At 74.1% G+C, this 26980-nt stretch carries 24 protein-coding genes and 1 other RNA gene; 16 read left to right on the top strand and 9 right to left on the bottom strand.

Annotated elements, in window-relative coordinates:
- The first annotated feature begins 91 nt into the window (after positions 1 to 91).
- The 5 genes from ACZ4XJ_RS08270 (at position 92) to ACZ4XJ_RS08250 (ending at position 6955) form a co-directional block, all read left to right on the top strand.
- The gene (locus ACZ4XJ_RS08270; protein ID WP_362883820.1) at positions 92 to 1297 is read left to right on the top strand and encodes an NAD(P)/FAD-dependent oxidoreductase; all 1206 of its coding nucleotides are present in this window, start codon (positions 92 to 94) and stop codon (positions 1295 to 1297) included.
- Positions 1298 to 1361: 64 nt separating this feature from the next.
- A complete protein-coding gene (locus ACZ4XJ_RS08265; RefSeq protein WP_362883818.1) occupies positions 1362 to 2321 on the top strand; it encodes an RNA polymerase sigma-70 factor in 960 nt (319 codons plus the stop codon).
- 108 nt (positions 2322 to 2429) lie between these two features.
- Positions 2430 to 4697, top strand: coding sequence for an acyl-CoA dehydrogenase (locus ACZ4XJ_RS08260; RefSeq protein WP_362883817.1), 2268 nt, complete (start codon positions 2430 to 2432; stop codon positions 4695 to 4697).
- Positions 4698 to 4712: 15 nt separating this feature from the next.
- A complete protein-coding gene (locus ACZ4XJ_RS08255) occupies positions 4713 to 5921 on the top strand; it encodes a lipid-transfer protein (RefSeq protein ID WP_468495673.1) in 1209 nt (402 codons plus the stop codon).
- A 191-nt stretch (positions 5922 to 6112) separates the two neighbouring features.
- Positions 6113 to 6955, top strand: coding sequence for a class II glutamine amidotransferase (locus ACZ4XJ_RS08250; protein WP_468495672.1), 843 nt, complete (start codon positions 6113 to 6115; stop codon positions 6953 to 6955).
- A 52-nt stretch (positions 6956 to 7007) separates the two neighbouring features.
- On the opposite strand, the gene ACZ4XJ_RS08245 is transcribed toward ACZ4XJ_RS08250, so the two are convergent.
- Positions 7008 to 7367: a response regulator gene (locus ACZ4XJ_RS08245; protein WP_468495937.1), complete on the bottom strand. Its 360-nt coding sequence runs from the start codon at positions 7365 to 7367 to the stop codon at positions 7008 to 7010.
- Positions 7368 to 7683: 316 nt separating this feature from the next.
- On the opposite strand from ACZ4XJ_RS08245, the gene ACZ4XJ_RS08240 reads away from it, so the two are divergent.
- From ACZ4XJ_RS08240 to ACZ4XJ_RS08230, 3 genes are all read left to right on the top strand, one after another.
- A complete protein-coding gene (locus ACZ4XJ_RS08240; protein WP_468495671.1) occupies positions 7684 to 8538 on the top strand; it encodes a MaoC/PaaZ C-terminal domain-containing protein in 855 nt (284 codons plus the stop codon).
- A 116-nt stretch (positions 8539 to 8654) separates the two neighbouring features.
- Positions 8655 to 9731 (top strand): Zn-dependent alcohol dehydrogenase, encoded by a 1077-nt coding sequence (locus tag ACZ4XJ_RS08235; protein WP_468495670.1) that lies wholly within the window; start codon positions 8655 to 8657, stop codon positions 9729 to 9731.
- Positions 9732 to 9803: 72 nt separating this feature from the next.
- Positions 9804 to 10745: a 3-oxoacyl-ACP reductase gene (locus ACZ4XJ_RS08230; protein ID WP_362877151.1), complete on the top strand. Its 942-nt coding sequence runs from the start codon at positions 9804 to 9806 to the stop codon at positions 10743 to 10745.
- Positions 10746 to 10849: 104 nt separating this feature from the next.
- Here ACZ4XJ_RS08230 and ACZ4XJ_RS08225 read toward each other — a convergent pair whose 3' ends face one another.
- Entirely contained in the window at positions 10850 to 11506 is a 657-nt protein-coding gene (locus ACZ4XJ_RS08225; protein WP_362877152.1) for an HAD family hydrolase, read from the bottom strand.
- Between the two features lie 30 nt (positions 11507 to 11536).
- Positions 11537 to 12622, bottom strand: a complete 1086-nt coding sequence (locus tag ACZ4XJ_RS08220) for a hypothetical protein (protein WP_468495669.1) — start codon at positions 12620 to 12622, stop codon at positions 11537 to 11539.
- Positions 12623 to 12935: 313 nt separating this feature from the next.
- Between ACZ4XJ_RS08220 and ACZ4XJ_RS08215 the strand changes: the two genes are divergently transcribed.
- From ACZ4XJ_RS08215 to ACZ4XJ_RS08205, 3 genes are read left to right on the top strand one after another with little or no spacing between them, the layout of a single operon-like run.
- Positions 12936 to 13793 carry a Nif3-like dinuclear metal center hexameric protein gene (locus ACZ4XJ_RS08215; RefSeq protein ID WP_468495668.1) on the top strand — a complete coding sequence of 286 codons (858 nt, stop codon included), beginning with the start codon at positions 12936 to 12938 and terminating at the stop codon, positions 13791 to 13793.
- Entirely contained in the window at positions 13790 to 14533 is a 744-nt protein-coding gene (locus ACZ4XJ_RS08210; RefSeq protein WP_362877266.1) for a zinc ribbon domain-containing protein, read from the top strand. Before ACZ4XJ_RS08215 ends, ACZ4XJ_RS08210 begins: the two co-directional genes overlap by 4 nt.
- Complete coding sequence (locus ACZ4XJ_RS08205) at positions 14533 to 15864, top strand: bifunctional RNase H/acid phosphatase (RefSeq protein ID WP_468495667.1); 1332 nt, start codon at positions 14533 to 14535, stop codon at positions 15862 to 15864. Before ACZ4XJ_RS08210 ends, ACZ4XJ_RS08205 begins: the two co-directional genes overlap by 1 nt.
- 90 nt (positions 15865 to 15954) lie before the next feature.
- Here the strand turns inward: ACZ4XJ_RS08205 and rnpB are convergent.
- Positions 15955 to 16357, bottom strand: an RNA gene (rnpB, locus tag ACZ4XJ_RS08200) — RNase P RNA component class A.
- 77 nt (positions 16358 to 16434) lie between these two features.
- Here rnpB and ACZ4XJ_RS08195 point away from each other — a divergent pair.
- Both ACZ4XJ_RS08195 and ACZ4XJ_RS08190 read left to right on the top strand, forming a co-directional pair.
- Positions 16435 to 17184, top strand: coding sequence for a MerR family transcriptional regulator (locus tag ACZ4XJ_RS08195; protein ID WP_468495666.1), 750 nt, complete (start codon positions 16435 to 16437; stop codon positions 17182 to 17184).
- Entirely contained in the window at positions 17181 to 18032 is an 852-nt protein-coding gene (locus ACZ4XJ_RS08190) for a hypothetical protein (RefSeq protein ID WP_468495665.1), read from the top strand. The genes ACZ4XJ_RS08195 and ACZ4XJ_RS08190 overlap by 4 nt, the downstream gene beginning before the upstream one ends.
- Before the next feature lie 93 nt (positions 18033 to 18125).
- Here ACZ4XJ_RS08190 and ACZ4XJ_RS08185 read toward each other — a convergent pair whose 3' ends face one another.
- Positions 18126 to 19568 (bottom strand): RNB domain-containing ribonuclease, encoded by a 1443-nt coding sequence (locus tag ACZ4XJ_RS08185; RefSeq protein ID WP_362877158.1) that lies wholly within the window; start codon positions 19566 to 19568, stop codon positions 18126 to 18128.
- Positions 19569 to 19873: 305 nt separating this feature from the next.
- Here ACZ4XJ_RS08185 and yaaA point away from each other — a divergent pair, with 305 nt between their 5' ends.
- A complete protein-coding gene (yaaA, locus tag ACZ4XJ_RS08180; RefSeq protein WP_362877159.1) occupies positions 19874 to 20674 on the top strand; it encodes a peroxide stress protein YaaA in 801 nt (266 codons plus the stop codon).
- Between the two features lie 219 nt (positions 20675 to 20893).
- Here the strand turns inward: yaaA and ACZ4XJ_RS08175 are convergent, their stop codons facing one another.
- Together ACZ4XJ_RS08175 and ACZ4XJ_RS08170 are read right to left on the bottom strand one after the other, a co-directional pair.
- A complete protein-coding gene (locus ACZ4XJ_RS08175; RefSeq protein WP_362877160.1) occupies positions 20894 to 21643 on the bottom strand; it encodes a bifunctional DNA primase/polymerase in 750 nt (249 codons plus the stop codon).
- Positions 21644 to 21824: 181 nt separating this feature from the next.
- Positions 21825 to 22463 carry a TetR/AcrR family transcriptional regulator gene (locus ACZ4XJ_RS08170; RefSeq protein ID WP_362877161.1) on the bottom strand — a complete coding sequence of 213 codons (639 nt, stop codon included), beginning with the start codon at positions 22461 to 22463 and terminating at the stop codon, positions 21825 to 21827.
- A gap of 147 nt (positions 22464 to 22610) precedes the next feature.
- On the opposite strand from ACZ4XJ_RS08170, the gene ddaH reads away from it, so the two are divergent.
- Positions 22611 to 23435 (top strand): dimethylargininase, encoded by an 825-nt coding sequence (ddaH, locus tag ACZ4XJ_RS08165; protein WP_468495664.1) that lies wholly within the window; start codon positions 22611 to 22613, stop codon positions 23433 to 23435.
- Between the two features lie 51 nt (positions 23436 to 23486).
- Here ddaH and ACZ4XJ_RS08160 read toward each other — a convergent pair whose 3' ends face one another.
- Entirely contained in the window at positions 23487 to 24527 is a 1041-nt protein-coding gene (locus tag ACZ4XJ_RS08160; RefSeq protein ID WP_468495663.1) for a small ribosomal subunit Rsm22 family protein, read from the bottom strand.
- Between the two features lie 101 nt (positions 24528 to 24628).
- Positions 24629 to 25999, bottom strand: a complete 1371-nt coding sequence (locus tag ACZ4XJ_RS08155) for a multidrug effflux MFS transporter (protein ID WP_468495662.1) — start codon at positions 25997 to 25999, stop codon at positions 24629 to 24631.
- 108 nt (positions 26000 to 26107) lie between these two features.
- Here ACZ4XJ_RS08155 and ACZ4XJ_RS08150 point away from each other — a divergent pair, with 108 nt between their 5' ends.
- Entirely contained in the window at positions 26108 to 26869 is a 762-nt protein-coding gene (locus ACZ4XJ_RS08150; RefSeq protein ID WP_362877165.1) for an SDR family oxidoreductase, read from the top strand.
- Positions 26870 to 26980 lie beyond the last annotated feature (111 nt).

The raw sequence follows: 26980 nt of genomic DNA, 5'->3' as shown, positions 1-26980 counted from the left end.
ACCTGTCACAATCGGCGGCGCCGCGGTGTCTTCAGGGCGAACCCGAGCGACGGACCGCGAGGGCGGACCCCCGAGAGACGGAGTGGAGACCATGGCCGAGAACACCGAGGTCGTCGTGATCGGCGGAGGCTACGCCGGCGTCATGGCGGCCAACCGCCTGACGCTGCGCGGCGACGTGAGCGTGACGCTGATCAACCCGCGGCCGGACTTCGTCCACCGGATCCGCTTGCACCAGCTGGCGGCCGGGACCGGCGACGCGGTCGTCCCGTACCGGGAGGTGCTGGCCCAGGGCGTCCGGCTGGTCGTCGACAGCGTGACCCGGATCGACGCGGCGGGGCGCGGCGTGGCCCTGGCGGGCGGCGGGACGGTCGGCTACGACCACCTCGTCTACGCGGTGGGCAGCGGCAGCGCCGACCCGACGGTGCCCGGCGCGGCCGGGTTCGCCCACCCGATCGCCACCCTGGAGGACGCGCGGCGACTGCGGCCGGTACTGGAGGCCGCTCCCGCCGAGGCCGCGGTGACCGTCGTCGGCGCCGGTCCCACCGGCATCGAGACGGCCGCCGAGCTGGCGGAGGCGGGGCGTGCCGTGACCCTGGTCTGCGGCGGTCCGCTCGGCCCGTACCTGCACGCGCGCGGTCGGCGCTCGGTCGCCGGGCGGCTCGCCGGACTCGGGGTGGCGGTGCTCGAAGGCCCCGACACGGTGGTGACGGCGGTGACGGACCGGATGGTGCGGCTGCGCGACGGCCGCGAGGTGCCGAGCGCGGTGACCATCTGGACGGCCGGGTTCGGGGTGCCGGAGCTGGCGGCGCGCAGCGGGCTCAGCACCGACGCCCTGGGTCGCCTGCTCACCGACGAGACGTTGACCAGCGTGGACGACGACCGCATCGTCGCGGCCGGGGATTCGGCGGCCCCGTCGAACCTGCCGCCGCGGATGAGCTGCCAGGCAGCGATGCCGTTGGGCGCGCGCGCCGCCGACACGGTGCTGAGCCGGATCGGGGGCAAGGAGCCCGAGCCGCTCAACCAGCCCTTCGGCGCCCAGTGCATCAGCCTGGGCCGCCACGACGGCATCTTCCAGTTCGCCCGCGACGACATCGCCATCCGGTTGCACATCGACGGCGGCCTCGGAGCGAGGTTGAAGGAGAAGGTGTGCCGGGCCGTCGTCGAGCACCTGGCCGGCGAGGCGGCCAAGCCCGGGGCGTACAAGCTGCACCGGATTTCGGGAGCAGCCAAGCGCCGACGGCGGTTGGCCCGGGCGGAGGGCCCCGAGCGGGTTGTTACGGTCGAACGGGCAGTCTGAGTCGGTGGAAGCGCGGCCGGCCGTAGCGGCCGGCCGCCGAGGGAAAACGGAGGGGGATCGCGCCATGGACGCACGCACGGGGGCCGCGGACGGTCGGGGGCCGGTCGCGACCGGGAAGGGGCCGGGGCCCGACGAGTCCGTCCCGGGGTCGGCGACCGCAGCGTTCCTCGCCCACCGGAACCTGCTGTTCACCGTCGCCTACGAGATGCTCGGGTCGGCGGCCGACGCCGAGGACGTCCTCCAGGAGACCTGGCTGCGCTGGATCGAGGTCGATCCGGCCGAGGTCCGCGACCCGCGCTCCTACCTGGTGCGGATGACGACCCGGCAGGCGCTCAACCGGCTGCGCGTCCTGAGCCGCCGCAAGGAGTCGTACGTCGGGCCCTGGCTGCCGGAGCCGTTGCTGACGACGCCCGACGTGGCGGAGGACGTCGAGCTCGCCGAAAGCGTGTCGATGGCGATGATGCTCGTCATGGAGACCCTGTCGCCGACGGAACGGGCCGTCTTCGTGCTGCGCGAGGTCTTCGCCGTCGGCTTCGAGGAGATCGCGGCCGCCGTGGACAAGAGCCCGGCGGCCGTGCGGCAGATCGCGCACCGGGCCCGCCGGCACGTCGACGCCCGCCGCCCCCGCGCCGTGGTCTCCCCGGCCCGGGCCCGGGCGGCCGTGGAGTCGTTCCGGCGCGCGCTCGAAACGGGGGACCTGCAGGGCCTGATGGACGTACTGGCCCCCGAGGCCGTGCTGGTGGCCGACGGCGGCGGCGTCAAACAGGCCGGTCCGCGCCCGGTCGTCAGCGCCGACAAGGTGGCGCGTCTGATCGTCGGCGGCATCGCCAAGCAGGGGGTCGCGGTCACCGGCACCCCGACCGTGGTCAACGGCGACCCGGCCCTGATCCTCCGGCTGGACGGCGAGTTCGACGGCGTCCTGACGTTCCGGGTCGAGGGGGACCGGATCGCGGACCTCTACTACGTCCGCAACCCGGAGAAGCTGACGCGGGTCGGGTCCGGGACCGCGCTCAGCCGGCGCTGAACGGCGCGGCGGGGGTCGGGGGCGCCCGCCGGCCGAAGTCCGGTGTGAGGAGAACACGTTCTCGTTCTGACCTTCCGTCAGAATGGAACGTGTTCTAGCCTGCCGCGCATGGGCATCGGAATCACTGGGGAACAACGGGAGCTGGCCGCCGCCGTACGCGGCTGGGTCGCACGGGCCGTGCCGCCCGAGGAGGTGCGCAAGCTGCTCGACGCCCCGCCGCGGAGCGGACTGCGGCCCGCCTACTGGGACGGCCTCGCGGCGGCCGGACTGCTGGCGCCCCACCTGGAGGGCGGGACGCTGCTGGACCTGGCCGTCGTGGTGGAGGAGGCCGCCCGGGCGGCGCTGCCCGGGGCGTTCCTGCCGAGCGCGCTGGCCTCCGTACTCCTGGACCGGGCCGGGGTCGAACCGCTCGGCCGCCGCGTGGGGGCGGTGGCCCTCGGGCCCGGCAACATCACCGCCGTCGCCGTCGAAGGCGGCGGGTACCGGCTGGACGGGGTGGCGCCGCCGGTGCTCGGCGCGGGGGAGGCCGAACTGGTCCTCCTGGCCGCCGGCCCGGCGGAGGCCGGCGGGGGCGGCGCAGTCGCCGCAGTCGCCGCATCCGCCGAAGCCCCCGCATCGACCGCGCCCGCCGAAGCCCCCGCATCCACCGCGCCCGCCGAAGCCACCGCATCCGCCGAAGTCGCCCCCGCCACGCGCTGGTTCGCCGTGGACGCCGCCGCGCTCGACATCCGCACCCACGAGAGCGCCGACCCGACCCGCCCCACCGCCGAGGTCCGGGCCCGGGCGGTCACCGTGCCCGCCGACCGGCTGCTGGAGCTGGACGCCGACCTCGTCACCGACCTGGCCCGCGCCCTGTTCGCCGCCGACGCCTGCGGCACCGCCGCCTGGGCGGTGCACACGGCCGCCGATTACGCGAAGGTCCGCGAGCAGTTCGGCCGGCCCATCGGACGGTTCCAGGGCGTCAAGCACCTGTGCGCCGACATGCTGGTCCGCCTCGAACAGGCCCGCGCCCTGGCCTGGGACGCCGTGAACTGCGCGGACGAACCCGACGGGGACCCCGCCGCCCGCTCGCTCGTCGCCGCCCTCGCCGCCGGGACCGCCCTCGACGCCGCCTGGTCCTGCGCCAAGGACTGCATCCAGATCCTCGGCGGCATCGGCTTCACCTGGGAACACGACGCCCACGTGTACCTGCGCCGGGCGCTCGTGGCCCGCCAACTCCTCGGCCCCGGCGACGGCCACCGGCTGAGCGCCGTGCGGTACGCCGTCGCCGGCGCCCGGCGCGTCCTGCGCCTGGAACTCCCCGCCGAGGCCGAGACCCACCGGGCGGCCGCCCGCACCGCCATCGCGGCGGCCCGCGGCCTCGACCCGGCCGCCGCCCGCCGGGCGCTCGCCCCCACCGGCTACGCGGCCCCCTACCTGCCGCCGCCGTACGGACTGGGCGCGGGGCCCGTCCAACAGCTCGTCGTCCAACAGGAACTGGAGGAGGCCGGGGTCCGCCTCGCCGACCTGTCCATCGCCACCTGGGTCGTGCCCTCGCTGCTCGCGTACGGCACGGACGCGCAGCGGGAGGCGTACGTCCTGCCCACCCTGCGCGGCGACACGACCTGGTGCCAGCTCTTCTCCGAGCCGGGCGCCGGCTCCGACCTGGCCTCGCTGCGGACCCGCGCGGAACGCACCCCGACGGGCACCTGGCGGATCAACGGGCAGAAGGTGTGGACGAGTTCCGCGCACACCGCCGACTACGGGATCCTGCTGGCCCGAACCGATCCGGACGCGCCGAAGCACAAGGGCCTCGGCTACTTCGTCGTCGACATGAAGCACACCCGGGGCATCGACGTCCGCCCGCTCAAGGAGATCACCGGCGAGGCCCTCTTCAACGAGGTCTGGTTCGACGACGCCGAACTCCCCTCGGACGCCTTGGTCGGCGCCGCCGACGGCGGCTGGAAGGTCGCCCGCAACACCCTGGGCAACGAACGCGTCCACATGGCCGACCAGATGACCTTCGACACCGGCCTCGAAGCGCTGATCGCCGCCTGCGCCGGCCTCGACGGGGACCGACGGGCGCGGATCGGCGCGCTGGCCGCCGAGGCGCACGCGCTCGCCTGCATCGGGCTGCGGACCACCCTCCAGCAGGTGTCCGGGCTGGAGCCCGGCGCCGGCGCGTCCGTACGCAAACTCCTCCAGACCCCGCACCAGCAGCGGACCGCCGAGCTCGCGCTCGAACTGCTGGGTCCGGCGGGCGCGGTACGGGAGGGGGCGGGCGAGCGGGCGGTGCACGGGATGCTCATGTCCCGCTGCCTGACCATCGCCGGCGGCACCACCCAGGTCCAGCTCAACGTCGTCGCCGAGCGGATTCTCGGCCTCCCCAGGGACTGAAGGGACTGCACGGACATGAAGTCGTACATCGTGGGCGTCGGCATGACGAAGTTCGAGAAGCCGGAATCGCGGGACTGGCAGTACTGGGACATGGTCAAGGAGGCCGGCACCGCCGCGCTGACGGACGCGGGCGTGGACTACGGGCTCGTCGAGCAGGTGCCGGTCGGTTACTGCTTCCAGGCCTCCACGGCGGGCCAGCGGGCCGCGTACGAACTGGGGCTCAGCGGGGTCCCGGTCTACAACGTCAACAACAACTGCGCGACGGGCTCGACGGCGCTGATGATGGCGCGGCAGTTCGTGGAGGGCGGGATCAGCGACTGCGTCCTCGCGCTCGGCTTCGAGAAGATGAAGCGCGGCGCGCTCGGCGGCGGCGCGGAGGGGGGTGCCCGCGGCGGAGCCGCTGAGGATCTCGGCAGGACGTCCCCGGTCGCCCGGCACTACGGGATCATGGCCGCCGCGCACGGCTTCGAGATGTCCCCGCCCACCGCCCAGATCTTCGGGAACGCGGCCCGCGAGCATATGGACCGGTACGGGACCACGCCCGAGCAGCTCGCGGCGGTCGGCGCGAAGAACCACCGGCACTCCGCGAACAACCCGAACGCGCAGTTCCAGGACGTGTACACGATCGCCGAGATCCTGGCGGCGAAGGAGATCCACGCGCCGCTGACCAAACTCCAATGCTCGCCCACCTCGGACGGCGCGGCAGCCGCGCTGGTGGTCTCCGAACGCTTCCTCGTCCGGCACGGACTGCACGACAAGGCCGTGGAGATCGTCGGTCAGGCGATGACCACGGACACCGCGGCGAGCTTCGGCGGCTCGTGCGTCGACGTCGTCGGCAAGCCGATGACGGCCGCCGCGGCCCGCCAGGTGTACGAGAGCTCCGGGCTCGGCATCGAGGACGTCGACGTGGTCGAGCTGCACGACTGCTTCTCCATCAACGAACTCCTGACGTACGAGGCCCTCGGCATGTGCGCCGACGGGGCCTCCGGCAAGCTCGTCGAGAGCGGCGCCACCACCTACGGCGGACGTTGGGTGGTCAACCCGTCGGGCGGCCTGATCTCCAAGGGCCACCCGCTGGGGGCGACGGGGCTCGCGCAGGCGGCGGAGCTGGTGTGGCAGCTGCGCGGCGAGGCCGGCCCGCGCCAGGTCCCCGGCGCGGGGGTGGGCCTCGCCCACAACATCGGGCTGGGCGGGGCGGCGGTGGTGACCATGCTGCGGCGGTAGGACCACCGGCAGGCCCGCCCCGCGGTGCGGCGTCCCGCGGTGCGGCGCCCCGCGTGGCGGGCCCCGGGGAGGGAGCCGAGAATGGGAGGGCCGGACCGCGCCCCGTGCCGTCACCCGTCGGGTGGGGGCCGGGGCGGGTCGGGGTGGGCCCGGGTCGGGGCTCGCACTCCAGGGACCACAGGTGATGGCACATGTGCCGATGGCTCGCGTACTCGGGAACGCCCATGTTGCTCGACACCATCCTGTACAAACCCGCCCACTCGCTGATCGATCAGAGCCTGCACTCGAGACTCGGTGTGGAGACGACGAACGGCGACGGTTTCGGCGTCGGGTGGTACACGGAAACGGAGGACAGCGAAACACCTGCCGTCCTGCGTGACATCGGACCGGCGTGGAACAACCGGAACCTGAGGGAGATCGCGGACCACGTCCGCTCCCCGCTGTTCTTCGCGCACATCCGCGCTTCCACCGGCACGGCCGTGCAGCAGACGAACTCGCACCCCTTCCGGCACGGCCGCTGGATGTTCATGCACAACGGCGCCGTCTCCGGTTTCCACCTCATGCGCCGCGAACTCTGCATGCTGGTCGACCCGGCCCTGTTCGCCGAGATCGAGGGGACGACGGACTCCGAGGTGATGTTCTACCTGGCCCTCACCTTCGGTCTGGAAGAGGACCCGCCCACCGCCGTCGCCCGCATGGCGGGCGTGGTGGAGCGGGCGGGCCGTGACCACGGCGTGGAGTTTCCTCTGCAGATGACGCTCGCCATCACCGACGGCGTACGGATCTGGGGCTTCCGCTACTCCAGCGGGCACAGCTCCCGCTCGCTGTTCTACAGCAGCCGGGTCGAGACGCTGCGCCGACTGCACCCCGACAAGGCGTTCCTGCGGGGCATCTCCGACGAGACCCGGCTCATCGTCTCCGAGCCCCTCGGTGACCTGCCCGGCGCGTGGAACGAGGTACCGGAGAGCACCTACGGCGTCGTACGGCCCGACGGCGTCGACGCCCTGTTCCCCTTCCAGCCGGCGGCGGTCTGACGCACGCTCCCGGCGGCCCGTCCGGGCCCGGCGCGACGTGCGCCCGCCCGGCTCACGGCCGGTCCAGCGCCGGGTCGATCACGGTCTCGCCCCGGGAGGCGCGGCGCAGCGCGTCCGCGAGGTCGTCGACGGGTCCGTCGCGCAGGACCAGGCCGGCCGCGCCCGCCGCGAGGACGGCGTCCAGCAGGCCCGGCCGCGTCGAACCCGTCAGGACCAGGACCCGGCACTCCGGATCGTCGGCCAGCAACGCGGCGACCGAGGCCGGGTCCTCGACCAGGGCCACCACCGGGCGGGCCGTCAGGTCCCGGACGACCTCGATGTCCGGCTGGAGGCCGAGGTGCACGGCCAGGGCCGGGTTCGCCGGGTGCAGCAGCACGCGCAGGGACCGGGCGGGGCGGTGCGCGGAGGGCATCTCTTCCACCCCGGAAGGGTAAGTCCGGGCACCGCCCCCGAACGGCAACACGCGTGACGGAAAGTGCGTCTGACGTGAGGTCAGGAGTCTTCCCAACTGCTGGGGCGTGCGTTATACATTCCCTCACCAGCCCTAGAACGCGTTCTAGAACGCGGTCCGGGGCCGGTCCCGCATACGACCTCGGTGCGGCCGACGGTGCGGACGGCCGCACCGAGGTCTTCCAAGGCCCCGACGGCCTCGGTTTCCGACGACCCCTGGGTTCCGGTGTCCGGTTTCTCGCGGGCCCCGGTCTCCAACGACAGGGAGCAGCAGCCTCATGCCGATCGATGCCGCCAGGGCCCTCGCCGCCGAACCCCGCCAGGGGGACATCGGCTGGGACCACAAGGACATCCAGCTCTACCACCTCGGACTCGGCGCGGGCCTGCCGGCCACCGACCCGGACGAGCTGCGCTACACCCTGGAGTCCAAGCTCCACGTGCTCCCCAGCTTCGCCACCGTCGCCGGCGCCGGCATGGCCATGCTCGGCGGACTCGCCGCACCCGGCATCGACGTGAACCTCGCCTCCGTCCTGCACGGCGGCCACTCCATCGAGCTGCACCGGCCGATCCCCGTCAAGGGGCGGGCCACCTCCACCTCCAAGGTCGCCGCCCTGTACGACAAGGGCAAGGCCGCCGTGATCGTGCTGCGCTCCGAGGTCGCGGACCCCGACGGGCCGCTCTGGACCAGCGACGCGCAGCTCTTCGTACGCGGTGAGGGCGGTTTCGGCGGCGAGCGCGGGCCCTCGGTGCGGTCGGAACTGCCGGAGCGGGCCCCCGACCGGGTCGAGGAGCGCCGCATCCGGGAGGACCAGGCCCTGCTCTACCGGCTCTCCGGCGACTGGAACCCGCTGCACGCCGACCCCGAGTTCGCCAAGCTCGCGGGCTTCGACCGGCCGATCCTGCACGGCCTGTGCTCGTACGGGATGACCCTCAAGGCGGTCGTCGACACCGTGCTCGGCGGCGACGTGTCCCGGGTCCGCGCCTACCGGACCCGCTTCGCCGGGATCGTCTTCCCCGGCGAGACGCTGCGCATCCGGATGTGGCAGGAGACCGACCGCGTCCTGATCGCGGTCACCGCCGTCGAACGGGACGACGCGCCGGTCCTCGCCGACACCGTCGTCGAACACGCGTAGGGCGCCGCCGCAGCCATCGGGCGACGAGGCGACGAGGCGGCGAGGCGACGAGGCAACGCACCCACGCACCCACGCACCGCAGCAACACAGTCGGACCGACCAGAAGGAGCCGCACCGTGCGCGCAGCACTCCAGAGCGAGATAGGCCAGGACAAGCTGGAGGTCGTCGAGGACATGGAGGCCGTCGGTCTCGGTCCCGGCAAGGTGAAGATCCGCATCAGGGCCACCGGCCTGTGCCACTCCGACCTCTCCGCGATGAGCGGCGTCCTGCCCCAGCCCGCGCCCTTCATCCCCGGCCACGAGGGCTCCGGGGTCATCGCCGACGTCGGTGACGGGGTCACCCACCTCAAGCAGGGCGACCGGGTCCTGGTCTGCTGGCTGCCGCCGTGCGGGGACTGTCCGTCCTGCAAGCGCGGCCAGGGCCACCTGTGCCTGGCGAGCCTGGTCAACGCGGGCACCCCCAACTTCCGTCGGGCCGGCGGGGACATCTTCGGTTTCGCGGCGACGGGCACCTTCGCCGAGGAACTCGTCGTCGACGCCAAGTGCGCCGTGCCGATCCCCGACGACGTGCCCTTCGACATCGCCGCGCTCATCGGCTGCGGGGTCACCACCGGACTCGGCGCGGCCATCAACACCGCCAAGGTGGAGGCCGGTTCCTCCGTCGCCGTCATCGGCTGCGGCGGCGTCGGCATTTCCGTCATCCAGGGCGCCAAGCTCGAGGGCGCCGCCCAGATCATCGCCGTCGACCCGGTGGAGTCCCGGCGCGAGGCGGCCCTGCGCTTCGGCGCGTCGGAGGCCATCGCCCCCGACGCCTTCGACGACGCCAAGAACCGGATCACCTCCGGGGAGGGCTTCGACTACGTCTTCGAGGTCGTCGGCAAGTCCGCCACCGCGCAGACCGCCTACCGGATGACCCGGCGCGGCGGCAGCGTCGTCATCGTCGGCGCGGGCGCCCTCGACGACACCTACCAGATCGACATGTTCTCGCTGTTCTTCGACGAGAAGAAGATCCTCCCGTCGATGTACGGCGGCGGGGACGTGCTGCGCTCCTACGAGCGGACCATCGCCCTGTGGCGGGCCGGCCGGGTCGACCTCGCCGGCCTGATCACCCACCGGGTGAAGCTCGCCGAGATCAACGAGGCCCTCGACCAGATGCGCACCGGCACGGCCCTGCGCACCTGCATCGAACTCTGACCCGCGGCGAACCCACCGTAGCGAGCCCCGACCCGTAGCGACCCCTGACCCGCATCGAGAGGAACCGTACGGATGTCACTGCCACTTGAGGGACTCTCCGCCATCGTCACCGGCGCCGGACGCGGCCTCGGCCGGGCCGAGGCGATCGAACTCGCCCGGCTCGGCGCGAGCGTGGTCGTCAACGACTTCGGGCAGAGCGGCCGGGACGGCTCCGGGGAGGCCTCCGCCGCGCCGGCGGAGGAGGTGGCCGAGGAGATCCGGGCGGCGGGCGGACAGGCGGTGGCGCACCTGGGCGACGTGGCCGACTTCGAGCAGGCCCGGGAACTCGTCGCCCTGGCGGTGTCCCGCTTCGGCAAACTGGACGTCCTCGTCAACAACGCCGGGATCCTGCGGGACCGGATGGTCTTCTCCATGTCGGAGGAGGAGTGGGACTCGGTGATCCGGGTCCACCTCAAGGGCCACTTCAACACCACGCACTTCGCCTCGGCGCACTGGCGGGAGCGGTCCAAGGCGGCGGGCGGCCCGGTTTACGGCCGGATCGTCAACACCTCTTCCGAGGCCTTCCTCGGCGGTTCCGCCGGTCAGCCGAACTACGCGGCGGCCAAGGGCGGCATCGTCGGTCTGACCACCTCCACCGCGCTGGCGCTGGCCAAGTACGGGGTCACGGCCAACGCCATCTGCCCGCGCGCCCGCACCCGGATGACCGAGGACGTCTTCGCCGGCTTCCAGGTCCCGGAGGAGGGCAGGTTGGACGCCCTCGCCCCCGAGCACGTCGCCCCGCTGGTCGGCTACCTGGCCTCCCCGGCCTCCGCGAAGGCCAACGGGCAGCTGTTCGTGGTGCACGGCGGCATCGTGGTCGTGATGGAACGCCCGCGGGTGGCCGCCAAGTTCGACACCACCAAGGAGGCCTTCTCCTACGAGGAGCTCGACGAGGTCCTCACCCCGCACTACGACTCCCGTCCGGCGGACGAGACCTTCGCGGCGACCGAGGTACTGGGCCTCAAGCACGACTGACCGCCACGGAACGCGGAGGGGCGGCGGCCGGGGTGGGGACCCCCGGGCCGCCGCCCCGCCGTGTCCGCTCCGGTCGTGCCCCGCGCGGGCGTGTCCGCAATGGCTCAGTCCAGGAAGCCGAGCGCGTCCCGCAGGTCGGCCGGGCGGCGGTAGTGCACGCCCGTCATCCCGAGTGCCTCCGCCGCTTCGACGTTCTCCCGCCGGTCGTCGACGAACAGGCAGCGGGCCGGCGGCGTCCCCGCCCGCGCGAGCGCGATCTCGTAGATCTCCCGGTCCGGCTTGACCACGCCGACGCGGGCGCTGCTGACGACGTGGTCGGCGAGGCCGGTCAGGCCCATCGTCTCCAGGTCGTCCTCCAGGTCCAGGGTCGCGTTCGTGATCAGGACCAGCGTGAGCCCGGCCGCCCGGGCCTCGCGCAGCGCTTCGACGGTCCCGTCGTCCGCCGCGAACGGGGCCCCCGCCAGCGCCGAGGCCAGCTCGTGCGCCCGCTCCTCCGGGAGACCGTGCGCGCCGGTCAGCCCCTCGGTGACGGACTCCACCCACTGGGCCGGGGTGATCCGGCCTCGCATCAGCGGACCGTCGCGCTCCGGAGCGAACGCGACCTCCGAGGTGGCGCCCTCGGGCAGGCCCGCGCGGCGTTCCAGCCCGGTCAGGCGCGTGGAGTCGTAGAAGCGGATCACATTGTCGACGTCACACAGCACCGCGTCGAAGGGGCGGGTCGCACCACCGGATGCCGGACCACTGGATTCGGAGATCGTCACCGCCCCTGCCTACCAGGGGCCGGTCGAACCTCAACCGAGCGGGGCCTGTTGGAGCGGGACCGGCCGGGGAGCCGGCTCCGGCGGCGGGTCCAGCCGTACCGGCGGGTCCAGCCGCACCGGCGGAGGCGGGGCGACGGGCCGGTGCAGGCTCATGATGCCGCAGGGGACCTCCGGGACGGCGTACGGGAGGTGCAGTCGGCCCTCCGCCGTCCACAGGCCCGTACCGCCCAGCCAGCCCTGCGGCGCCGCGAGCCGGAACACGTGCCGGTCGGCGGGATGCCACAGCGCGAGGCCGGCCTCGCCCACGCGCAGCGCGACCCCGCAGGTCTCCGGCATCAGGACCTGGCCCGGCTGGACCGCGAACGGGGTCGCCTCCTCCTCCAGCCGCAGGCACTCCGGGAAGCGGACGGGCCGGGCGCTGCCCAGCACCCCCCAGCCGAGCCGCGTCTCGCCCGGGGCGTCCGAGCGGATCACCAGCAGCCCGCTGTCGGGGGCGGCCAACAACAGCCGGTCGTCACTGTCCTCGGAGATCTGCAGCAGCGGGCTGACCGCGCCGGCCAGGTCCACGGCGACGGTCTTGGTCCGCCCGTCCAGTTCCCGGTCCAGCGCCAGCAGCCGGCCCGCCCGGTCCAACCAGACACCGCCCGAGCAGAGCCCCGGGACGTGGGCGACCCGCTGCGGGCCGGCGGGATGTCCGGCCACCTGCCAGACGGTGCTGTCCTCGGCCCCCACGGTCAGGGCGTAGGCGCGGATCCCGTCGGGCGAGGGGGGCAGCAGGGTGACCCGCAGCCCCTCCTGGGCCGGGATCGCGCCGAGGACGAGCTCCCCGGTGCGGGGCCCCGCCCCCGTGCCCGTCGGGTACAGCAGGGCGAACACGTGCCGGTCGGCGACCCGGCGATGGATCAGCACCCGCCCGTCGGCCAACGGCAGCACCTCGCTGTCGGCCTCCTCCGGCTGGGCGAGCGGCAACGGCACCGCGTACGCCTCCGGCCCGGCCAGCGTCCAGCGTTCCGGGTAGCGCGCCTCCCCCTCACCGGCCAGCCGAGCGGCGTACGCGCCGTCGGCGGTGATCGTGAACGGGTCGGTCCTCGTGATCTCGATGGCGCAGACAGTCATCCGGGCCGTCACCTCCGCTGAGGAAGCTAGTTTCGTCCCCCCTGCCGAACCACAGGTCGCAGCAGGCTTCACACGTACGGGTGGCCACGGGGTGGTTCGCCCGCAGAAGAAGGCACGTTTGTGCTGTTGCATATCGGGGCGTTTGGGGTACGGGCGCGCTGAGGTGCGTCCCACCGCGCCGCGCATCCGTCCCTGCGGCCGCCGCCCACCCCGGGCGCCGAGCGGCGTTCCGCGGACGTACGCACCCCCCGGCCGGGCCCTGAGCGGCCCGGAGGCGAAGGGGGGCCCGAAAAAGGGGCGGTAGCCTTGGCCTGTGCCCCGTCTCTCTGAAGTCATCGCCGCGCTGGACGCTCTCTGGCCCCCCTCGCGGGCCGAGGAGTGGGACGCGGTCGGAACCGTGTGCGGCGACCCCGACGCCGAGATGTCCCGCGTGCTGTTCGCCGTGGACCCGGTCCAGGAGATCGTCGACGAGGCGGTGAAGCTGGGAGCCGACCTGATCGTCACCCACCACCCCCTCTACCTGCGCGGGACCACGACCGTCGAGGCGGGCACCTTCAAGGGCCGCGTCGTGCACACGCTGATCAGGAACGAGATCGCGCTCCACGTCGCCCACACCAACGCCGACACCGCCGACCCCGGCGTCTCCGACGCCCTGGCCGGCGCCCTCGACCTGCGGATCACCGGCCCCCTCGTGCCCGACCCCACCGACCCGACGGGCCGCCGCGGCCTCGGCCGGATCTGCGAACTGGACCACCCCGAGACCCTGAGCGCGTTCGCCGCCCGCGCCGCCGCCCGGCTGCCGCACACCGCGCAGGGCATCCGCACCGCGGGCGACCCCGACGCCGTCATCCGTACCGTCGCCGTCAGCGGCGGTTCCGGCGACAGCCTCTTCGCGCAGGTCCGCGCCGCCGGCGTGGACGCCTTCCTCACCGCGGACCTGCGTCACCACCCGGTGTCCGAGGCCCGTGCGCAGAGCCCGCTGGCCCTCGTCGACGCCGCCCACTGGGCCACCGAGTGGCCCTGGTGCGAGCAGGCCGCCGCCCAGCTCGACGCGATCTCCGAGCGCCACGGATGGGGTCTGCGGACCCACGTCTCGCGCACGGTCACCGACCCCTGGACGGCGCACGCGCCGTCCGTCACACCCCCTTCTCACTCAGGAGCCCCCAACTGAACGCCGAGCCCGCCGACCAGATCCGACTTCTCGACATCCAGGCCCTGGACGTCCGGCTGTCTCAGCTCGCCCACAAGCGCAAGTCGCTGCCCGAGCACGCCGAGGTCGACTCCCTGACCAAGGACCTCAGCCAGCAGCGCGACCTGCTCGTCGCCGCCCGGACCCAGGCCGGCGACGCCGCCCGCGAACAGACCAAGGCCGAGCAGGACGTCGACCAGGTGCGCCAGCGGGCCGCCCGCGACCAGCAGCGCCTCGACACCGGCGTCGGCATCTCGGCCCGCGACCTGGCCAACCTGCAGAGCGAGGTCGTCTCCCTCGCCAAGCGCCAGGGTGACCTGGAGGACGTCGTCCTGGAGGTCATGGAGCGCCTGGAGGCCGCGCAGGAGCGCGTCACCGGCCTGACCGAGCGCGTCGCCGCCCTGGAGACCAAGCTGACCGACGCCACCGCGCGCCGCGACGCCGCCACCGGTGAGATCGACGACGAGGCCGCCCGGATCTCCAAGGACCGAGAGGTCATCGTCGGCTCCATGCCGGACGCCCTGATGGCCCTGTACGAGAAGATCCGCGTCAAGCAGGGCGGCGTCGGCGCCGCGCGCCTGTACCAGCGCCGCTGCGAGGGCTGCCGGTTGGAGCTGGACATGGCGGAGATCAACGAGATCAAGTCCGCGGCCCGCGACCAGGTCGTCCGGCACGAGAACTGCGGCCGCATCCTCGTCCGTGCGGCGGACTCGGGCATCTGATGCCGCACTTCGTCGTCGAGGCGGACGGCGGATCCCGGGGCAACCCGGGGCCCGCCGGCTACGGCGCGGTCGTCCTGGACCCGACGACCGGTGAGACGCTCGCCGAGCGCGGCGAGTTCATCGGCGTCGCGACCAACAACGTCGCCGAGTACAAGGGCCTCATCGCGGGCCTGAAGGCGGCGCGCGAACTGGCGCCCGACGCGACGGTCCGGGTCCGGATGGACTCCAAGCTGGTCGTCGAGCAGATGTCCGGCCGCTGGAAGATCAAGCACCCGGACATGAAGCCGCTCGCCGCCGAGGCCGCGAAGGTCCTGCCGCGCGCGCAGGTCACCTACGAGTGGATCCCGCGCGAGCGCAACAAGCACGCCGACCGGCTCGCCAACGAGGCGATGGACGCGGGCAAGCGCGGCAAGCAGTGGGAACCCTCGGCCTCCACGGCCGTCTTCGCGGCCCCCGCGGCCCCCGCCGGGCCGCCCGGCGACGCGGCGAAGGGCGCCGCGGCCGTCCGCGCCGCCCTGGCCGCCGGCGGAGCCACGGGCGCCCGCACCCCCGACACCGCCCCCGACACCGCCGCGGCGCTCTCCGTCGCGGCCGGCGAGTCCGCGCAGTCCGGGACCCTGTTCGACGACGGGACCGCCCCCGGCGGCCCCGCGGCGGAGCCGCGGGCCGGGAAGACGGGCACGGGCACCGGCTGGGGCCCCGACATGGGCGCGCCGGCCACGTTCGTGCTGCTCCGGCACGGCGAGACGGCCCTCACTCCGCAGAAGCGGTTCTCCGGCAGCGGCGGCACCGACCCCGAGCTGTCCCCGGCCGGCCGCCGGCAGGCCGAGGCCGTCGCCGCCGCGCTGGCCGCGCGGGGCACCGTACAGGCCGTCGTCAGCTCACCGCTGCGCCGCTGCCGGGAGACCGCCCAGGCCGTCGCGGACCGCCTCGGGCTCCCCGTCACCGTCGAGGAAGGGCTCCGCGAGACCGACTTCGGCGCCTGGGAGGGGCTGACCTTCGCCGAGGTGCGCGAGCGGTTCCCGGACGACCTGCAGGCCTGGCTGGACTCCGCGAAGGCGGCGCCCACGGGCGGCGGCGAGAGCTTCGCGGCCGTCACCCGCCGGGTCTCCACCGCCCGCGACCGCCTCACGACCGCCCACGCGGGCCGCACCGTCCTGCTGGTCACGCACGTGACCCCGATCAAGACGCTGGTCCGCCTCGCCCTGGGCGCCCCGCCGGAGTCCCTGTTCAGGATGGAACTCTCCGCGGCCTCCCTGTCGGCGGTCGCCTACTACGCCGACGGCAACGCCTCGGTCCGCCTCCTGAACGACACCGGCCACCTGCGCTGAGCGCCGGGCCGGGCCGGTAGCGCCGAGAACCCCCGCCGTCCCGGCGGGGGTTCTCGTACGTGCGCCGTCGGGCGCGAAGGAGGGGTACGGCAGACGAGCCGGCCTGTACGCCGGGTTCTGTCGCCCGGAGACCTCGCGGTCGCCGGGGAGACGGCCATCCATCTAGGACCGGCGTTGCCACCGGCCTCGTGCGGTCTACCCGCGGACATCGGGCGGGCAGCCCTCGATCGTCCGCGCAGACCCGTCCGGGGACGGATCCTCTTGACCTTGCTCCGGGTGGGGTTTACCTAGCCGCCTGAGTCACCTCAGGCGCTGGTGGTCTCTTACACCACCGTTTCACCCTTACCGAGGACCGAGGTCCCCGGCGGTCTGTTTTCTGTGGCACTGTCCCGCGGGTCACCCCGGGTGGCCGTTAGCCACCACCCTGCCCTGTGGAGCCCGGACGTTCCTCGGCGGGATCCGGGGACCCCGACGCGGCCGCCCGGCCGACTCGTCTGTCGTGCCGACCATGCTACCGGCTGTCCGTGGCGGCTTGACCTTGCCGCAGCGTCAGGGTTTCTACTGAGGGGCATGCGGATCGGAGAGATCGCCGCGCTCGTCGGGGTCACCACCCGGGCGATCCGGCACTACCACCATGTCGGGCTGCTCCCGGAACCGGAGCGGCGCCCCAACGGATACCGGGCCTACACCGTGCGCGACGCCGTCCTGCTGGCCCGCGTACGAAGGCTCACGGAACTCGGCCTCAGCTTGGACGAGGTGCGCGACGTGCTCGCCGACGACGCCGGGCGCGAACTGGCCGACGTCCTGCGGGAACTCGACGCCGACCTCGCCCGGCAGGAGGCCGAACTGGCCGAACGCCGGCGCCGGCTCGGCGTACTGCTCGCCGCCGGCCCCGGCGAGGGCGAACCCGTGTCGCCCGCCCTCGCCGCGCTGCTGGCCCAGTCACCGCCGACGGAATCGGCCGCGGCCGCCAAGGACCGCGAGCACCTCACCCTGCTGGACGGCGCGGGCGCCGGAGGAGAGGCCGTGTACGCGGCCCTCGGGCAGGTCGCCGCCGGCCCGGGGATCCTCGAACTCTACGAACGGCTCGACGCGCTCGAAGGGGCCGCGGCCGACGACCCGCGGATCGAGCCCCTCGCCGACGCGCTGGTCGCGGCCGTCCCCGAGGAGGTGTTCGCCGCGATCCCCACCGACGGCCGAGTGCTCGCGGAAGGGGTCAAGGAGGCGCTGCTCGCGGACTACGCCCCCGCCCAGGCCGAGGTCGTCCGCCGGGTCATGGACGCTTTCACCCGGCGCGTGGACGAGGGCGGCCGGCGATGAGCGCCGTCCGCGCGGCCCGCGTCGCGGCCACCGCCGTCATACCGGCCGAGCTGCTCCTCGTCCTGTGCGTCGCCTCCGGTGTTCGGCTGCCCGGCTGGGCCTTGGTCGCCGCCGAGGCCCTCGTCCTGGGGGTGCTGCTGCTGGAGGCCCGGGTCATTCGCTCCCAGTACGGGGCCGCCCGCGCCCGCGGCGCCGACCCGGCCGGGGCCCGCCGGGAGGCGGTACGGGCCGTGGTGCCGGTCGCCGTACGCCGGCTGCTGCTGCACGAGCTGCGCGCGGTCGCCTCGTTGGGTCGGTGGGTGCTGCGCCGCGAGCACGGGGTCCGCCCCGGCGACGTCACCGCCGGCTACACCGGACCGCAGACGGCGATGATGTACGGCCTGGTCTTCGTGTCCGTGGTCGAAACCGTCGCCCTGGCGTTCCTGATCCCCTGGCCGGCCGTGCACCGGGTGGTGCTGGTCCTCGACGTGTACGGGATCCTGCTGGTGCTGGCCCTGCACGCCGCCTGCGTGACCCGACCGCACGTGGTGCGCCCCGACGGGTCCCTGCGGATCCGCTACGGGGCCCTGTTCGACCTCACCGTCCCGGCGGACGCGGTGACCTCGGTCCGGGTCGACCGCCGCTACCCGGAGGGCCGACTGGTCACCCTGTCCGACGGCCCGGAGGGGGGCGACGCCGAGGTGCTGGACCTGATCGTGGGGAGCCAGACCACGGTGACCCTGGAGCTGAACCGCCCGCTGGAGTTCCGCCGCCCGCTCGGCGCCCGCGCCCGGGCCCGGACGATCCGCTTCCACGCCGACGACCCCCGCGCGCTGGTCGCCGCCCTGCGGCAACCCGCACCCCCGTGATCCGGCCCGACATCCGGTGCAGGGCCGAGCCCGGCGGCCCGGGGGGCCACGGCCGCAGCCGCGCCCACCTCCGGGGCCCGCCCCCGGGCCGGATCAGGCGGGTGCGAACAGGACCTTCGGGGTGCTCGGGTCGGCCTCCGTCAGGCGGACCCGGATGCGGGCGCCGAGCGGGAGGTCACCGGTGGCGGATTCGACGCGGCCGACGACCGCCGGGTCCTTCAGGTGGACGGTGCCGACCCGCGGCTCGTGTTCCTTGACGTCGATGACCGTCGCCTCGAAGGTCTCCCCGACGTGGTCCTCGAGGACGGTCGCCTCGACGAGGTCCACGCAGGCGCGTTCCACCGCGTTGGCCGTCCGGGTGCCCTCGGCCATCTCCCGGGGCAGCGCCGCCAGCGCGTCGGCGGCCCACGCCGCCGGTTCGGTCCCGGCCGAAGCCGCCACGCACAGCTCGCCCGCGTACCGGTCCGCGAGCCGGCGCAGCGGGGCGGTGCAGTGGGCGTACGGGGCGGCGACGGCCGCGTGCACGGCCGGGTCGGGGGTCCCGCCGTCGGTGAACACGGTGTACCCGGCGCCGCGGAGCAGGGTCGTGCACTCCTGGAGGAAGGCGGCGTGGGCCGGCAGCCGGGGGTCGAGGGAGCGGACGAGACGGGCGTACGGGACGTGGTGCGGCCAGTCGATCCGCAGGGCCTGCGCGGCGCGCCGCAGCCGGCCGACCGCGCCGTCCGGGGCGGTCGGCAGGGTGCGCAGGATGCCCGTACCGGCGGCGAGCATCAGCTCGGCGGCGGCCATGCCGGTCATCAGGGAGATCTGCGCGTTCCAGCCCTCGGCGGCCAGCGGAGCCCGGTAGGCGAGCCCGTACGTGCCCCCGCGCTCGGTGATCTCCTGTTCGGGGACGTTCAGGGAGATGCCGCCGCGTTCGGTCTCCAGCGTCTCGCGGAGCTTGCCGATGTCCCTCAGCAGCATCAGGGAGGCGTCGGCGGTGCCGGTGTCCAGGGCCTTCTGCACGCCGTCGTAGTCGAGGCGGGCGCGGCTGCGGACCAGGGCCCGACGGACCTCGGTGGCTTCGACGCGGCCCTCGGCGTCCAGGTCGAGCCGCCACAGCAGGGCCGGTCGGGTCCGGTCGGGGAGCAGGCTGCCCGCGTCCTCGGAGATGACCGGCGGATGGAGCGGGACCTTGTCGTCGGGGAAGTACAGGGTGGTGACCCGCCGGTGGGCCTCCGCGTCGAGGGCGCCGCCGGGGGTGACGAAGGCGGCGACGTCGGCGATGGCGTAGTGGACGCGGTAGCCGCCGCCGGTCCGCTCCGCGAGGTGCATGGCCTGGTCGAGGTCGACGGAACCGCGCGGGTCGATGGTGAAGAGGGGGATGTCGGTGGCGTCGAGGGACGGCAGCCGGGGCTCGGCGGCGGCCCGCTCGGCCTCGGCGAGGACCGCCGGCGGGAACTCCTCGGGCACGGCCAGGCGGGTGCGCAGTGCGCGCAGCGCGGCCCGCAGGGCAGCCCCGTCTGCGCCGGTGATGTGCATGAGGCGGCGTGGCATGGATCCGAGCCTAGGCCGTCTCCTTCGGATTCGCCCGACCCGCGCCGCCCGGAACCGCGCCTGCGCGGGTTGTCGGCGGCGCCCGAGCGCCCCCGTACGCGGTTGCCCCCGGCCTTCGGATCCACGGCCGGCCGGCACGACCCGAAGGGGACGAGCCGGGCCTCGTGGCCGGGTCGGGGCGGATCGGTCGCCGCCGCCCGGGTGGTCGGGCGGCTTCATCGGCGGGTCCGGGGCGTGCGGTGCGCCGTCTACCCTGGCTCGGGGGCCGCACCCCCTGCGTCGCGTCGTACTGAAGGAGAACCACCGTGCTCGTGCTGCTGCCGCCCTCCGAGGGAAAGGCCGCCGGCGGCTCCGGCGCACCGCTCGACCCGCACTCCCTGTCCCTGCCGGGCCTGGCCGGTGCGCGTGCGGCCGTGCTGGAGGAGCTGGTCGAGCTGTGCTCGGCGGACGAGCTGAAGGCCCGTGAGGTCCTCGGGCTCAGCGAGGGCCTGCGGGGCGAGGTCGCGAAGAACGCCGGACTGCTGTCCGCGCCCGCCCTGCCGGCCGGGGAGATCTACACCGGAGTCCTCTACGACGCCCTCGGCCTCGCGGACCTGCCCGCCGCCGCCAGAGCCGCCGCGGAACGCTCGCTGCTGGTCTTCTCCGGGCTGTGGGGCGCGGTCCGGGTGACCGACCGGATCCCCTCGTACCGCTGCTCGATGGGCGTCAAGCTGCCGGGGGTGGGGGCGCTCGGCGCGTACTGGCGCACCCCGATGGCCGCGGCGCTGCCGGCGGCGGCGGGCGACGGGCTGGTCCTCGATCTGCGGTCCTCGGCGTACACCAGCGCCTGGAAGCCGAAGGGCGAGGCGGCCGGCCGCCTCGCCGGCGTCCGCGTGCTGCACTCGCAGCTCGTGGACGGGGTGGAGAAGCGTTCGGTGGTCAGCCACTTCAACAAGGCGACCAAGGGCCGCCTGGTACGGGACCTGCTGCTCGCCGGGGCCGCCCCCGTCGACCCCGCCGAGCTGGTCACCGCCCTGCGCGACCTCGGCTACACGGTGGAGGCCGAGGCCCCCGCGAAGGCGGGCAAGGCCTGGTCGCTGGACGTGGTCGTGACGCAGATCCACTGAGGCCGCGCCCGCCCCCGGAGCCGGGCGGTCCGGGGGCCTCCCGCCGTACCGCCGGTGCCTAGTGCTGTGACCGGAAAGGTCCACCGGGTCGTGGCGCCCGGCCCGGCACCTCGCCGCGTTGTCGGACCGCGGAAGTACGTCCGGTACGAGCCGCGGCCCTCCGCCTTGCGACGCACCGCACCGAACACCGCGACCCGGCAAACCTTTCCGGCCACAGCACTAGCGGCCCAGGGGCCAGGCCACCGCGGCCGGGGTGTGGCCGGCCTCGCCCGCGTACTGGGCGCAGGCGTCGGTCAGGGTCTCCAGCAGGGTCAGGGGATCCGGGAGTGGCTGGCCGACGTCGCGCAGCCAGCTCACGGCGAGGTCGCCGGGCAGCGTGGACGGGGGGAGCAGGACGTAGCTGCCCCGGCAGTGCCAGCGCAGGCCCGGGTGCTCGTCCATCGTCTCGGGGTGGCAGTCCAGTTCGCAGGGCCACCATTCGTCCTCGTCCTCCGGCGTACCGCGGGTCGCCGTGAAGAAGAGCATGCGGGCCTGTTCGCCCGTGCCGGCCGATTCGGCGACGGGACCGACCTCGATCCCGGCGGCGAGCAGGCGCTCCAGCGCGCCGCGGCCCGCTTCCAGGGGCACGTCCAGCACGTCGTGGACGATGCCCGTCGCGGTGATGAAGTTCGCCTGGGGCTGGTTGCGCGCCCAGCGTTCGATCTGCGCCCGGTCGGTGGTCGACTGCGTCTGCCAGGCGAAGGAGATGGGATGGCGCGCCGGGGTCGGGCAGCCGATGCGGTCGCACGAACATCGGTATCCGGCGGGATGGGCGGCCGGGGAGATCGGGAGACCCGCGGCGGCCACGGCCAGGAGCAGTGCCTCGCGTTCCCTGCCGGGGTCTTCGGCAGCCGGTTTGGAGCGGCGGCGCAGCCACTGGGAAATCCTGCTCTGCTCGCCGCGTTGGACGCGGCCGGACTCAGACCCCATCTATCCCCTCACCTCACCGTTGCCCCGGTGGACTTTCCCCATGGTCCCACCATCCGGCGGCGCGGGTGACCGCACCCCTGGATCCGGGACCCCGCGGCCCGGTCGGATCCGGCCGTACGTTCTCGGCCGACCGGGCTCCGGCCCGCCCGCGCCCGGGTCGGGGCACCCCGGGGGCCGTGACCTATCCCACCCCGCCGGGCGCCGGCTCCGTACGGCCGCCCGGTGCGGCGGCCGACCGCAGGACCGCGTCCACGAGGGCGTCGACGTAGGCGTGCGTCAGCGGCGCGGTCCGCATCAGCCAGCGGTACGTGAACGGCCCGAGCAGCATCTCCACCGTCAGTCGCAGGTCGGTGTCGGGGGCCAGCAGCCCGGCGTCCCGCGCGGACCGCAGCCGCGCCTCGTACAGGGCGAGCTGCGGCCCCAGCACCAGTTCGGTGAACCGGGCGCCCAGCTCCGGGTCGGTGGCGCCGGCGGCGGTCAGGGCGCGCGCGGGCGCCTCGTACTTCTCGTCGTTGAACTCGTCCACGGTGGCCCGCAGTACGGACTTCAGGTCGGCGGCCAGGTCCCCGGTGTCGGGGAAGCCGGTCCACTGCGCGTCCGTCTCCGCGTCCCCGGCCAGGGCGAGCGAGGCGTCGAGCAGGACAGCCGCCTTCGAGGGCCACCAGCGGTAGATGGTCTGCTTGCCCACGCCCGCGCGGGCGGCGATGGCCTCGATGGTCAGCTTGTTGTAGCCGACCTCCCCGACCAGGGCGAGGGCGGCGTCGAGGATGGCGCGCCGCGAGCGGTCGCTGCGGCGGGTGGCGTCGGGTGTCTTGCTCATGGTGCCCAACGTACCAATGCGAGACGTCTCGTCTTTCGGCGATTCCCTGAACCACCCGGTCAGTTCACTGCGCGGTTCGCCCGGAGGAGAGACGATTCCTTCCACACAACGCACGCCTCGTGAGTTCGCAGTCGTGAGGAGCCTTCTTTGCGCAGAGACGCCACACCCCGGCGTTACCTGATGTGCCCACCGGCACACTTCAAGGTCACGTATTCCATCAACCCGTGGATGGACCCCGCGAAACCGGTGGACCTGCCCCTGGCCCAGGCCCAGTGGGAAGACCTCCGGGACCGCTACCGGTCCCTCGGACACACGGTCGAGACCCTCGTCCCGCACCCCGGCCTGCCCGACATGGTCTACGCGGCCAACGGGGCCCTCGTCGTCGACGGCCGGGTCCTCGGGGCCAGGTTCGCGCACCCGGAACGCACCGCCGAGGCGGAGATCCACCTCGACTGGTTCCGCTCGCACGGCTTCCGGGACGTCCACGAACCGGCCCACGTCAACGAGGGCGAGGGCGACTTCGCCGTCACCGACACCTACATCCTCGCCGGCCGGGGCTTCCGCTCCAGCCCCCTCTCGCACGACGAGGCGCAGGAGTTCTTCGGCCGCCCCGTCATCGGCCTCGACCTGGTGGACCCGCGCTTCTACCACCTGGACACGGCCCTGTGCGTGCTCGACGGGGACGAGATCATGTACCACCCGCAGGCCTTCTCGCCCGGGAGCCGGGCGGTACTGCGCCGGCTGTTCCCGGACGCCCTGCTCGTGGACACCGCGGACGCCGAGGCCTTCGGGCTGAACTCCGTCTCGGACGGCCTGCACGTCCTGCTCCCGCAGGCGGCGGCCGGACTGCTCGCACCACTGCGCGAGCGCGGCTTCGAGCCCGTTCCGATGGACCTGGGCGAACTGCTCAAGGGCGGCGGCAGCGTGAAGTGCTGCACGCAGGAACTGAGGCCCGCGCCCCCCGGGGACTGACCGCCCCGCGCGGGGTTCGCGGACGTACGGGCCCCGCGGGGCCCGCGGGACCTACGCGTCCTGCGGGTCCTGCGGCTCCCCGGTCCCGGCCGGCGGCCACGCGTCGCCCCAGTCGGCGTTCCGCGCCGCCTTGTAGAGGCCGCCGTGGCGCTTCGTCACGGTGGCCCGGGTCAGGCCCTGCTCAGGGGGGCCGCACAGCTCCAGCTGGACGAGCCCCTTGCGGATCTGCGGCCTGCGCGTGATCCGGGAGGGGACCGGCGTCACCGGGAAGCGGGTCGCGGCGACGAAGCTGAACTTCTCGTCCTCGTACGCGAGGGAGCCGCCCTTGACCTGCCGGTGCAGGGAGGAGCGGCTGACCCGCGTCGAGAAGTGGCACCAGTCCTGCCCGACCTCGATCGGGCAGGTCCCGTCGTGCGGGCAGGGCGCCGCCACCTTCAACCCGGCCTCGATCAGCTGCGCGCGGGCCTCGCGGACGCGCAGGTACCCCTCGGGCGTGCCCGGCTCCACCAGGACGACGGCCTGCCCGGCGCGGGCGGCCTCCGCGACGACGGCCCGCCGGGCCGGCTCCGTCAGCTCGCCCAGCACGTACGACACCGTCACCAGATCGGCGTCGGGCAGCGCGATCCCGCTCCCGATGACGGCCCGGCGCCACTCGGCGCCGCGCAGCACCGCGGAGGACGAACGGCCCGCCAGCTCCTTGCCCAGGGTCAGCGCGGCCTCCGCCCAGTCCAGGACCGCGGTGGTCCGGGGGCCGTCCCAGGTGGCGTCGACCGCCCAGGTCGCCGCGCCGGTGCCGCCGCCCACGTCCACGTGCGAGGCGGGCGCCCACCGCGGCGCGGCCGCGGCCAGCCCGTCCAGGGCGGACCGTACGGCTTCGAAGGTGGCCGGCATCCGGTACGCCGCGTACGCGACGACGTCGGAACGGTCGCGCAGCACGGGGGTGTCGGTCGGGATCGTGCCCCGGTAATGGGAGATGAGCCGCTCGACGGCGGCCGTGGCCTGCTTCGGCGGGAGCCCGTCGAGCAGCCCGCCCAGCGCGGACCGGAGGGTGTCGGCGGTGGTCGGGGCGGAGGCGGGGACGGAGACGTTCACCCGGGAAGTTTACGGCGCCCCGAGGGGCCGCCCGGCATCACCGGCACGGCCCCCCGACGGGCGGACGGGAGGCCGGCGCCGTCCCGTCCGCCCGCGCGCGCTCAGCCTGCGGTCGCCATCGGGTCGCGGGGCCGCCACGGCCGGCACATCCCGAAGAAGCAGGCCGCCGACAGCAGCGAACAGACCAGCTGGACCAGCGCCATCGGCACCGCCGTGTCCTCGCCCGCGATCCCGACCAGCGGCGAGGCGATCGCCCCGACCAGGAACGAGGACGTCCCCAGCAGCGCGGACGCCGAGCCGGCCGCGTGCGGGGTCCGCATCAGGGCCTGCGCGTTCGTGTTCGGCAGCAGCAGACCCATCGCCGACATCAGCACGAACAGGGCGGCGGCGACCGGGAACAGCCCGACCTCCCCGAACACTCCCGTGGACATCAGCAGCAACGCCACGGACGCGACGGTGATGACCCCGATGCCGGCGGCCAGCGCCTTGTCCAGGCTGACCCGGCCGACCAGCAGCTTCCCGTTGATCTGGCCGACGATGATCAGGCCGACGGAGTTCACGCCGAACAGCAGGCTGAAGGCCTGCGGGGAGGCCCCGTAGATCTCCTGCACCACGAACGGTGAGGCGGAGATGTACGAGAAGAGCACCGCGAAGGCGAAGCCGCCCGTCAGGGTGTAGCCGGCGAAGACCCGGTCGCCGAGCAGTCCGCGCATCGTCCGCAGGGCCGCGCCCACCCCGCCGGTCTGGCGCCGCTCGGGCGGCAGCGTCTCGTCCAGGGTCCGCCAGACGACCGCGGTGAGCGCGGCGCCTACGACGGTCAGCACGACGAAGACCCCGCGCCAGTCCGCGAACCGCAAAACCTGGCCGCCGATCAGCGGCGCGACGATCGGGGCGGCCCCCGATATCAGCATCAGGGTGGAGAAGAACCGGGCCATCTCGACCCCGTCGTAGAGGTCGCGCACCACCGCTCGCGCGATGACGATGGCGGCCGCGCCGGCCAGGCCCTGGAGCAGTCGGAAGCCGATCAGCAGCTCGGCGGTCGGGGCCAGGGCGCAGATCGCGGTGGCCAGGACGTAGACGATCATGCCGATCAGCAGGGGCCTGCGACGGCCCCACTTGTCGCTCATCGGGCCGATGACCAGCTGGCCCAACGCCATGCCGGCGAGGCAGGAGGTGAGGGTGAGCTGGACGGTCGCGGCCGGGCTGTTCAGGGCGTTGGTGACCTCCGGCAGCGCCGGCAGGTACATGTCCATGGACAGCGGGGGGAGGGCGGTGAGCCCGCCCAGCACGAAGGTGACGAGCAGGCCGGTGCGCCGCGCGGCCGCCAGGGGTGCGGGGGCGGCGCCGGTCTCCGGGACGCCGACGGCGGCGGTCGCGGCGGCGGGGTTCGAGGCGGGGACGGACGGTGTTCGGGGGGACGGCTCGGGCGACGACCCGGGCGAGGGGGCCGTCGAGGGGCCTCTCTCCGACATGCGGAACTCCAGTCTTTTCATCTGCTTTATGCACCCCTGACCGACCCATGCTCTCAGCTGTCGGAACGTCCGTGGCCCTGCCGTCGGTGTGACGTAGCCTGCGGCCCCATGAGCGCACGTCCGAGCAAGATCGCAGTTGTCACCGGGGCCGGCTCCGGCATCGGCCGCTCCGTGGCCCTCGCCCTCGCGGGGGCCGGCTGGTCCGTGGCCGTGGCCGGCCGCCGGACCGGATCCCTGGAGGAGACCGCCGCGGCGGCCGGCGCCGACGCGGACGTGTTCCCCGTACGGGCCGACGTCAGCGACCCCGACGACGTGAACGCGCTCTTCGGGGCCGTGCGCGAGCGCCACGGGCGCCTCGACCTGCTCTTCAACAACGCGGGCACCTTCGGGCCCGGCGGGGTCCCGCTGGAGGACATCTCCTACGAAGCCTGGCGGTCGGTGGTCGACGTCAACCTGACCGGGGCCTTCCTGTGCGCGCAGGCGGCCTTCCGACAGATGAAGGCGCAGGACCCGCAGGGCGGGCGGATCATCAACAACGGCTCCATCTCCGCCCACGTCCCGCGCCCGAACTCCATCGCCTACACGGCCACCAAGCACGCCATGACCGGCCTGACGAAGTCCCTCTCCCTGGACGGGCGCCCGTACCGGATCGCCTGCGGACAGGTCGACATCGGCAACGCGGCGACCGAGATGACCGAGCGCATGCAGACCGGCATCCTCCAGGCCAACGGACAACTCGCGGTGGAACCCGTCATGGACGCCGCCGACGTGGCGCGCACCGTGCTGCACATGGCGGAGCTGCCGCTGGCGGCCAACGTCCAGTTCGCGACGGTGATGGCGACGGCCATGCCGTACATCGGGCGCGGCTGACCCCGACGCGACGCGCGGCCGACCGCGACCCGACGCGCGGCCGACCGCGATCCGGCGCGCGGCCGACCTCGATCCGGCGTGCGGCGGACCGCGTTCGGGACGCGGGCCGTT

It is taken from the genome of Streptomyces sp. NPDC029836, from assembly GCF_055574495.1.
This window is presented reverse-complemented; position numbering and strand designations above follow the sequence as displayed.

Excerpts from the sequence above, each read along its gene's own strand:
- ACZ4XJ_RS08270 (WP_362883820.1), top strand. The coding sequence starts at position 92 with ATGGCCGAGAACACCGAGGTCGTCGTGATCGGCGGAGGCTACGCCGGC.
- ACZ4XJ_RS08265 (WP_362883818.1), top strand. The coding sequence starts at position 1,362 with ATGGACGCACGCACGGGGGCCGCGGACGGTCGGGGGCCGGTCGCGACC.
- ACZ4XJ_RS08260 (WP_362883817.1), top strand. The coding sequence starts at position 2,430 with ATGGGCATCGGAATCACTGGGGAACAACGGGAGCTGGCCGCCGCCGTA.
- ACZ4XJ_RS08255 (WP_468495673.1), top strand. The coding sequence starts at position 4,713 with ATGAAGTCGTACATCGTGGGCGTCGGCATGACGAAGTTCGAGAAGCCG.
- ACZ4XJ_RS08250 (WP_468495672.1), top strand. The coding sequence starts at position 6,113 with ATGTGCCGATGGCTCGCGTACTCGGGAACGCCCATGTTGCTCGACACC.
- ACZ4XJ_RS08245 (WP_468495937.1), bottom strand. The coding sequence starts at position 7,367 with ATGCCCTCCGCGCACCGCCCCGCCCGGTCCCTGCGCGTGCTGCTGCAC.
- ACZ4XJ_RS08240 (WP_468495671.1), top strand. The coding sequence starts at position 7,684 with ATGCCGATCGATGCCGCCAGGGCCCTCGCCGCCGAACCCCGCCAGGGG.
- ACZ4XJ_RS08230 (WP_362877151.1), top strand. The coding sequence starts at position 9,804 with ATGTCACTGCCACTTGAGGGACTCTCCGCCATCGTCACCGGCGCCGGA.
- ACZ4XJ_RS08220 (WP_468495669.1), bottom strand. The coding sequence starts at position 12,622 with ATGACTGTCTGCGCCATCGAGATCACGAGGACCGACCCGTTCACGATC.
- ACZ4XJ_RS08205 (WP_468495667.1), top strand. The coding sequence starts at position 14,533 with ATGCCGCACTTCGTCGTCGAGGCGGACGGCGGATCCCGGGGCAACCCG.
- ACZ4XJ_RS08195 (WP_468495666.1), top strand. The coding sequence starts at position 16,435 with ATGCGGATCGGAGAGATCGCCGCGCTCGTCGGGGTCACCACCCGGGCG.
- ACZ4XJ_RS08190 (WP_468495665.1), top strand. The coding sequence starts at position 17,181 with ATGAGCGCCGTCCGCGCGGCCCGCGTCGCGGCCACCGCCGTCATACCG.
- ACZ4XJ_RS08185 (WP_362877158.1), bottom strand. The coding sequence starts at position 19,568 with ATGCCACGCCGCCTCATGCACATCACCGGCGCAGACGGGGCTGCCCTG.
- ACZ4XJ_RS08175 (WP_362877160.1), bottom strand. The coding sequence starts at position 21,643 with ATGGGGTCTGAGTCCGGCCGCGTCCAACGCGGCGAGCAGAGCAGGATT.
- ACZ4XJ_RS08170 (WP_362877161.1), bottom strand. The coding sequence starts at position 22,463 with ATGAGCAAGACACCCGACGCCACCCGCCGCAGCGACCGCTCGCGGCGC.
- ACZ4XJ_RS08155 (WP_468495662.1), bottom strand. The coding sequence starts at position 25,999 with ATGTCGGAGAGAGGCCCCTCGACGGCCCCCTCGCCCGGGTCGTCGCCC.
- ACZ4XJ_RS08150 (WP_362877165.1), top strand. The coding sequence starts at position 26,108 with ATGAGCGCACGTCCGAGCAAGATCGCAGTTGTCACCGGGGCCGGCTCC.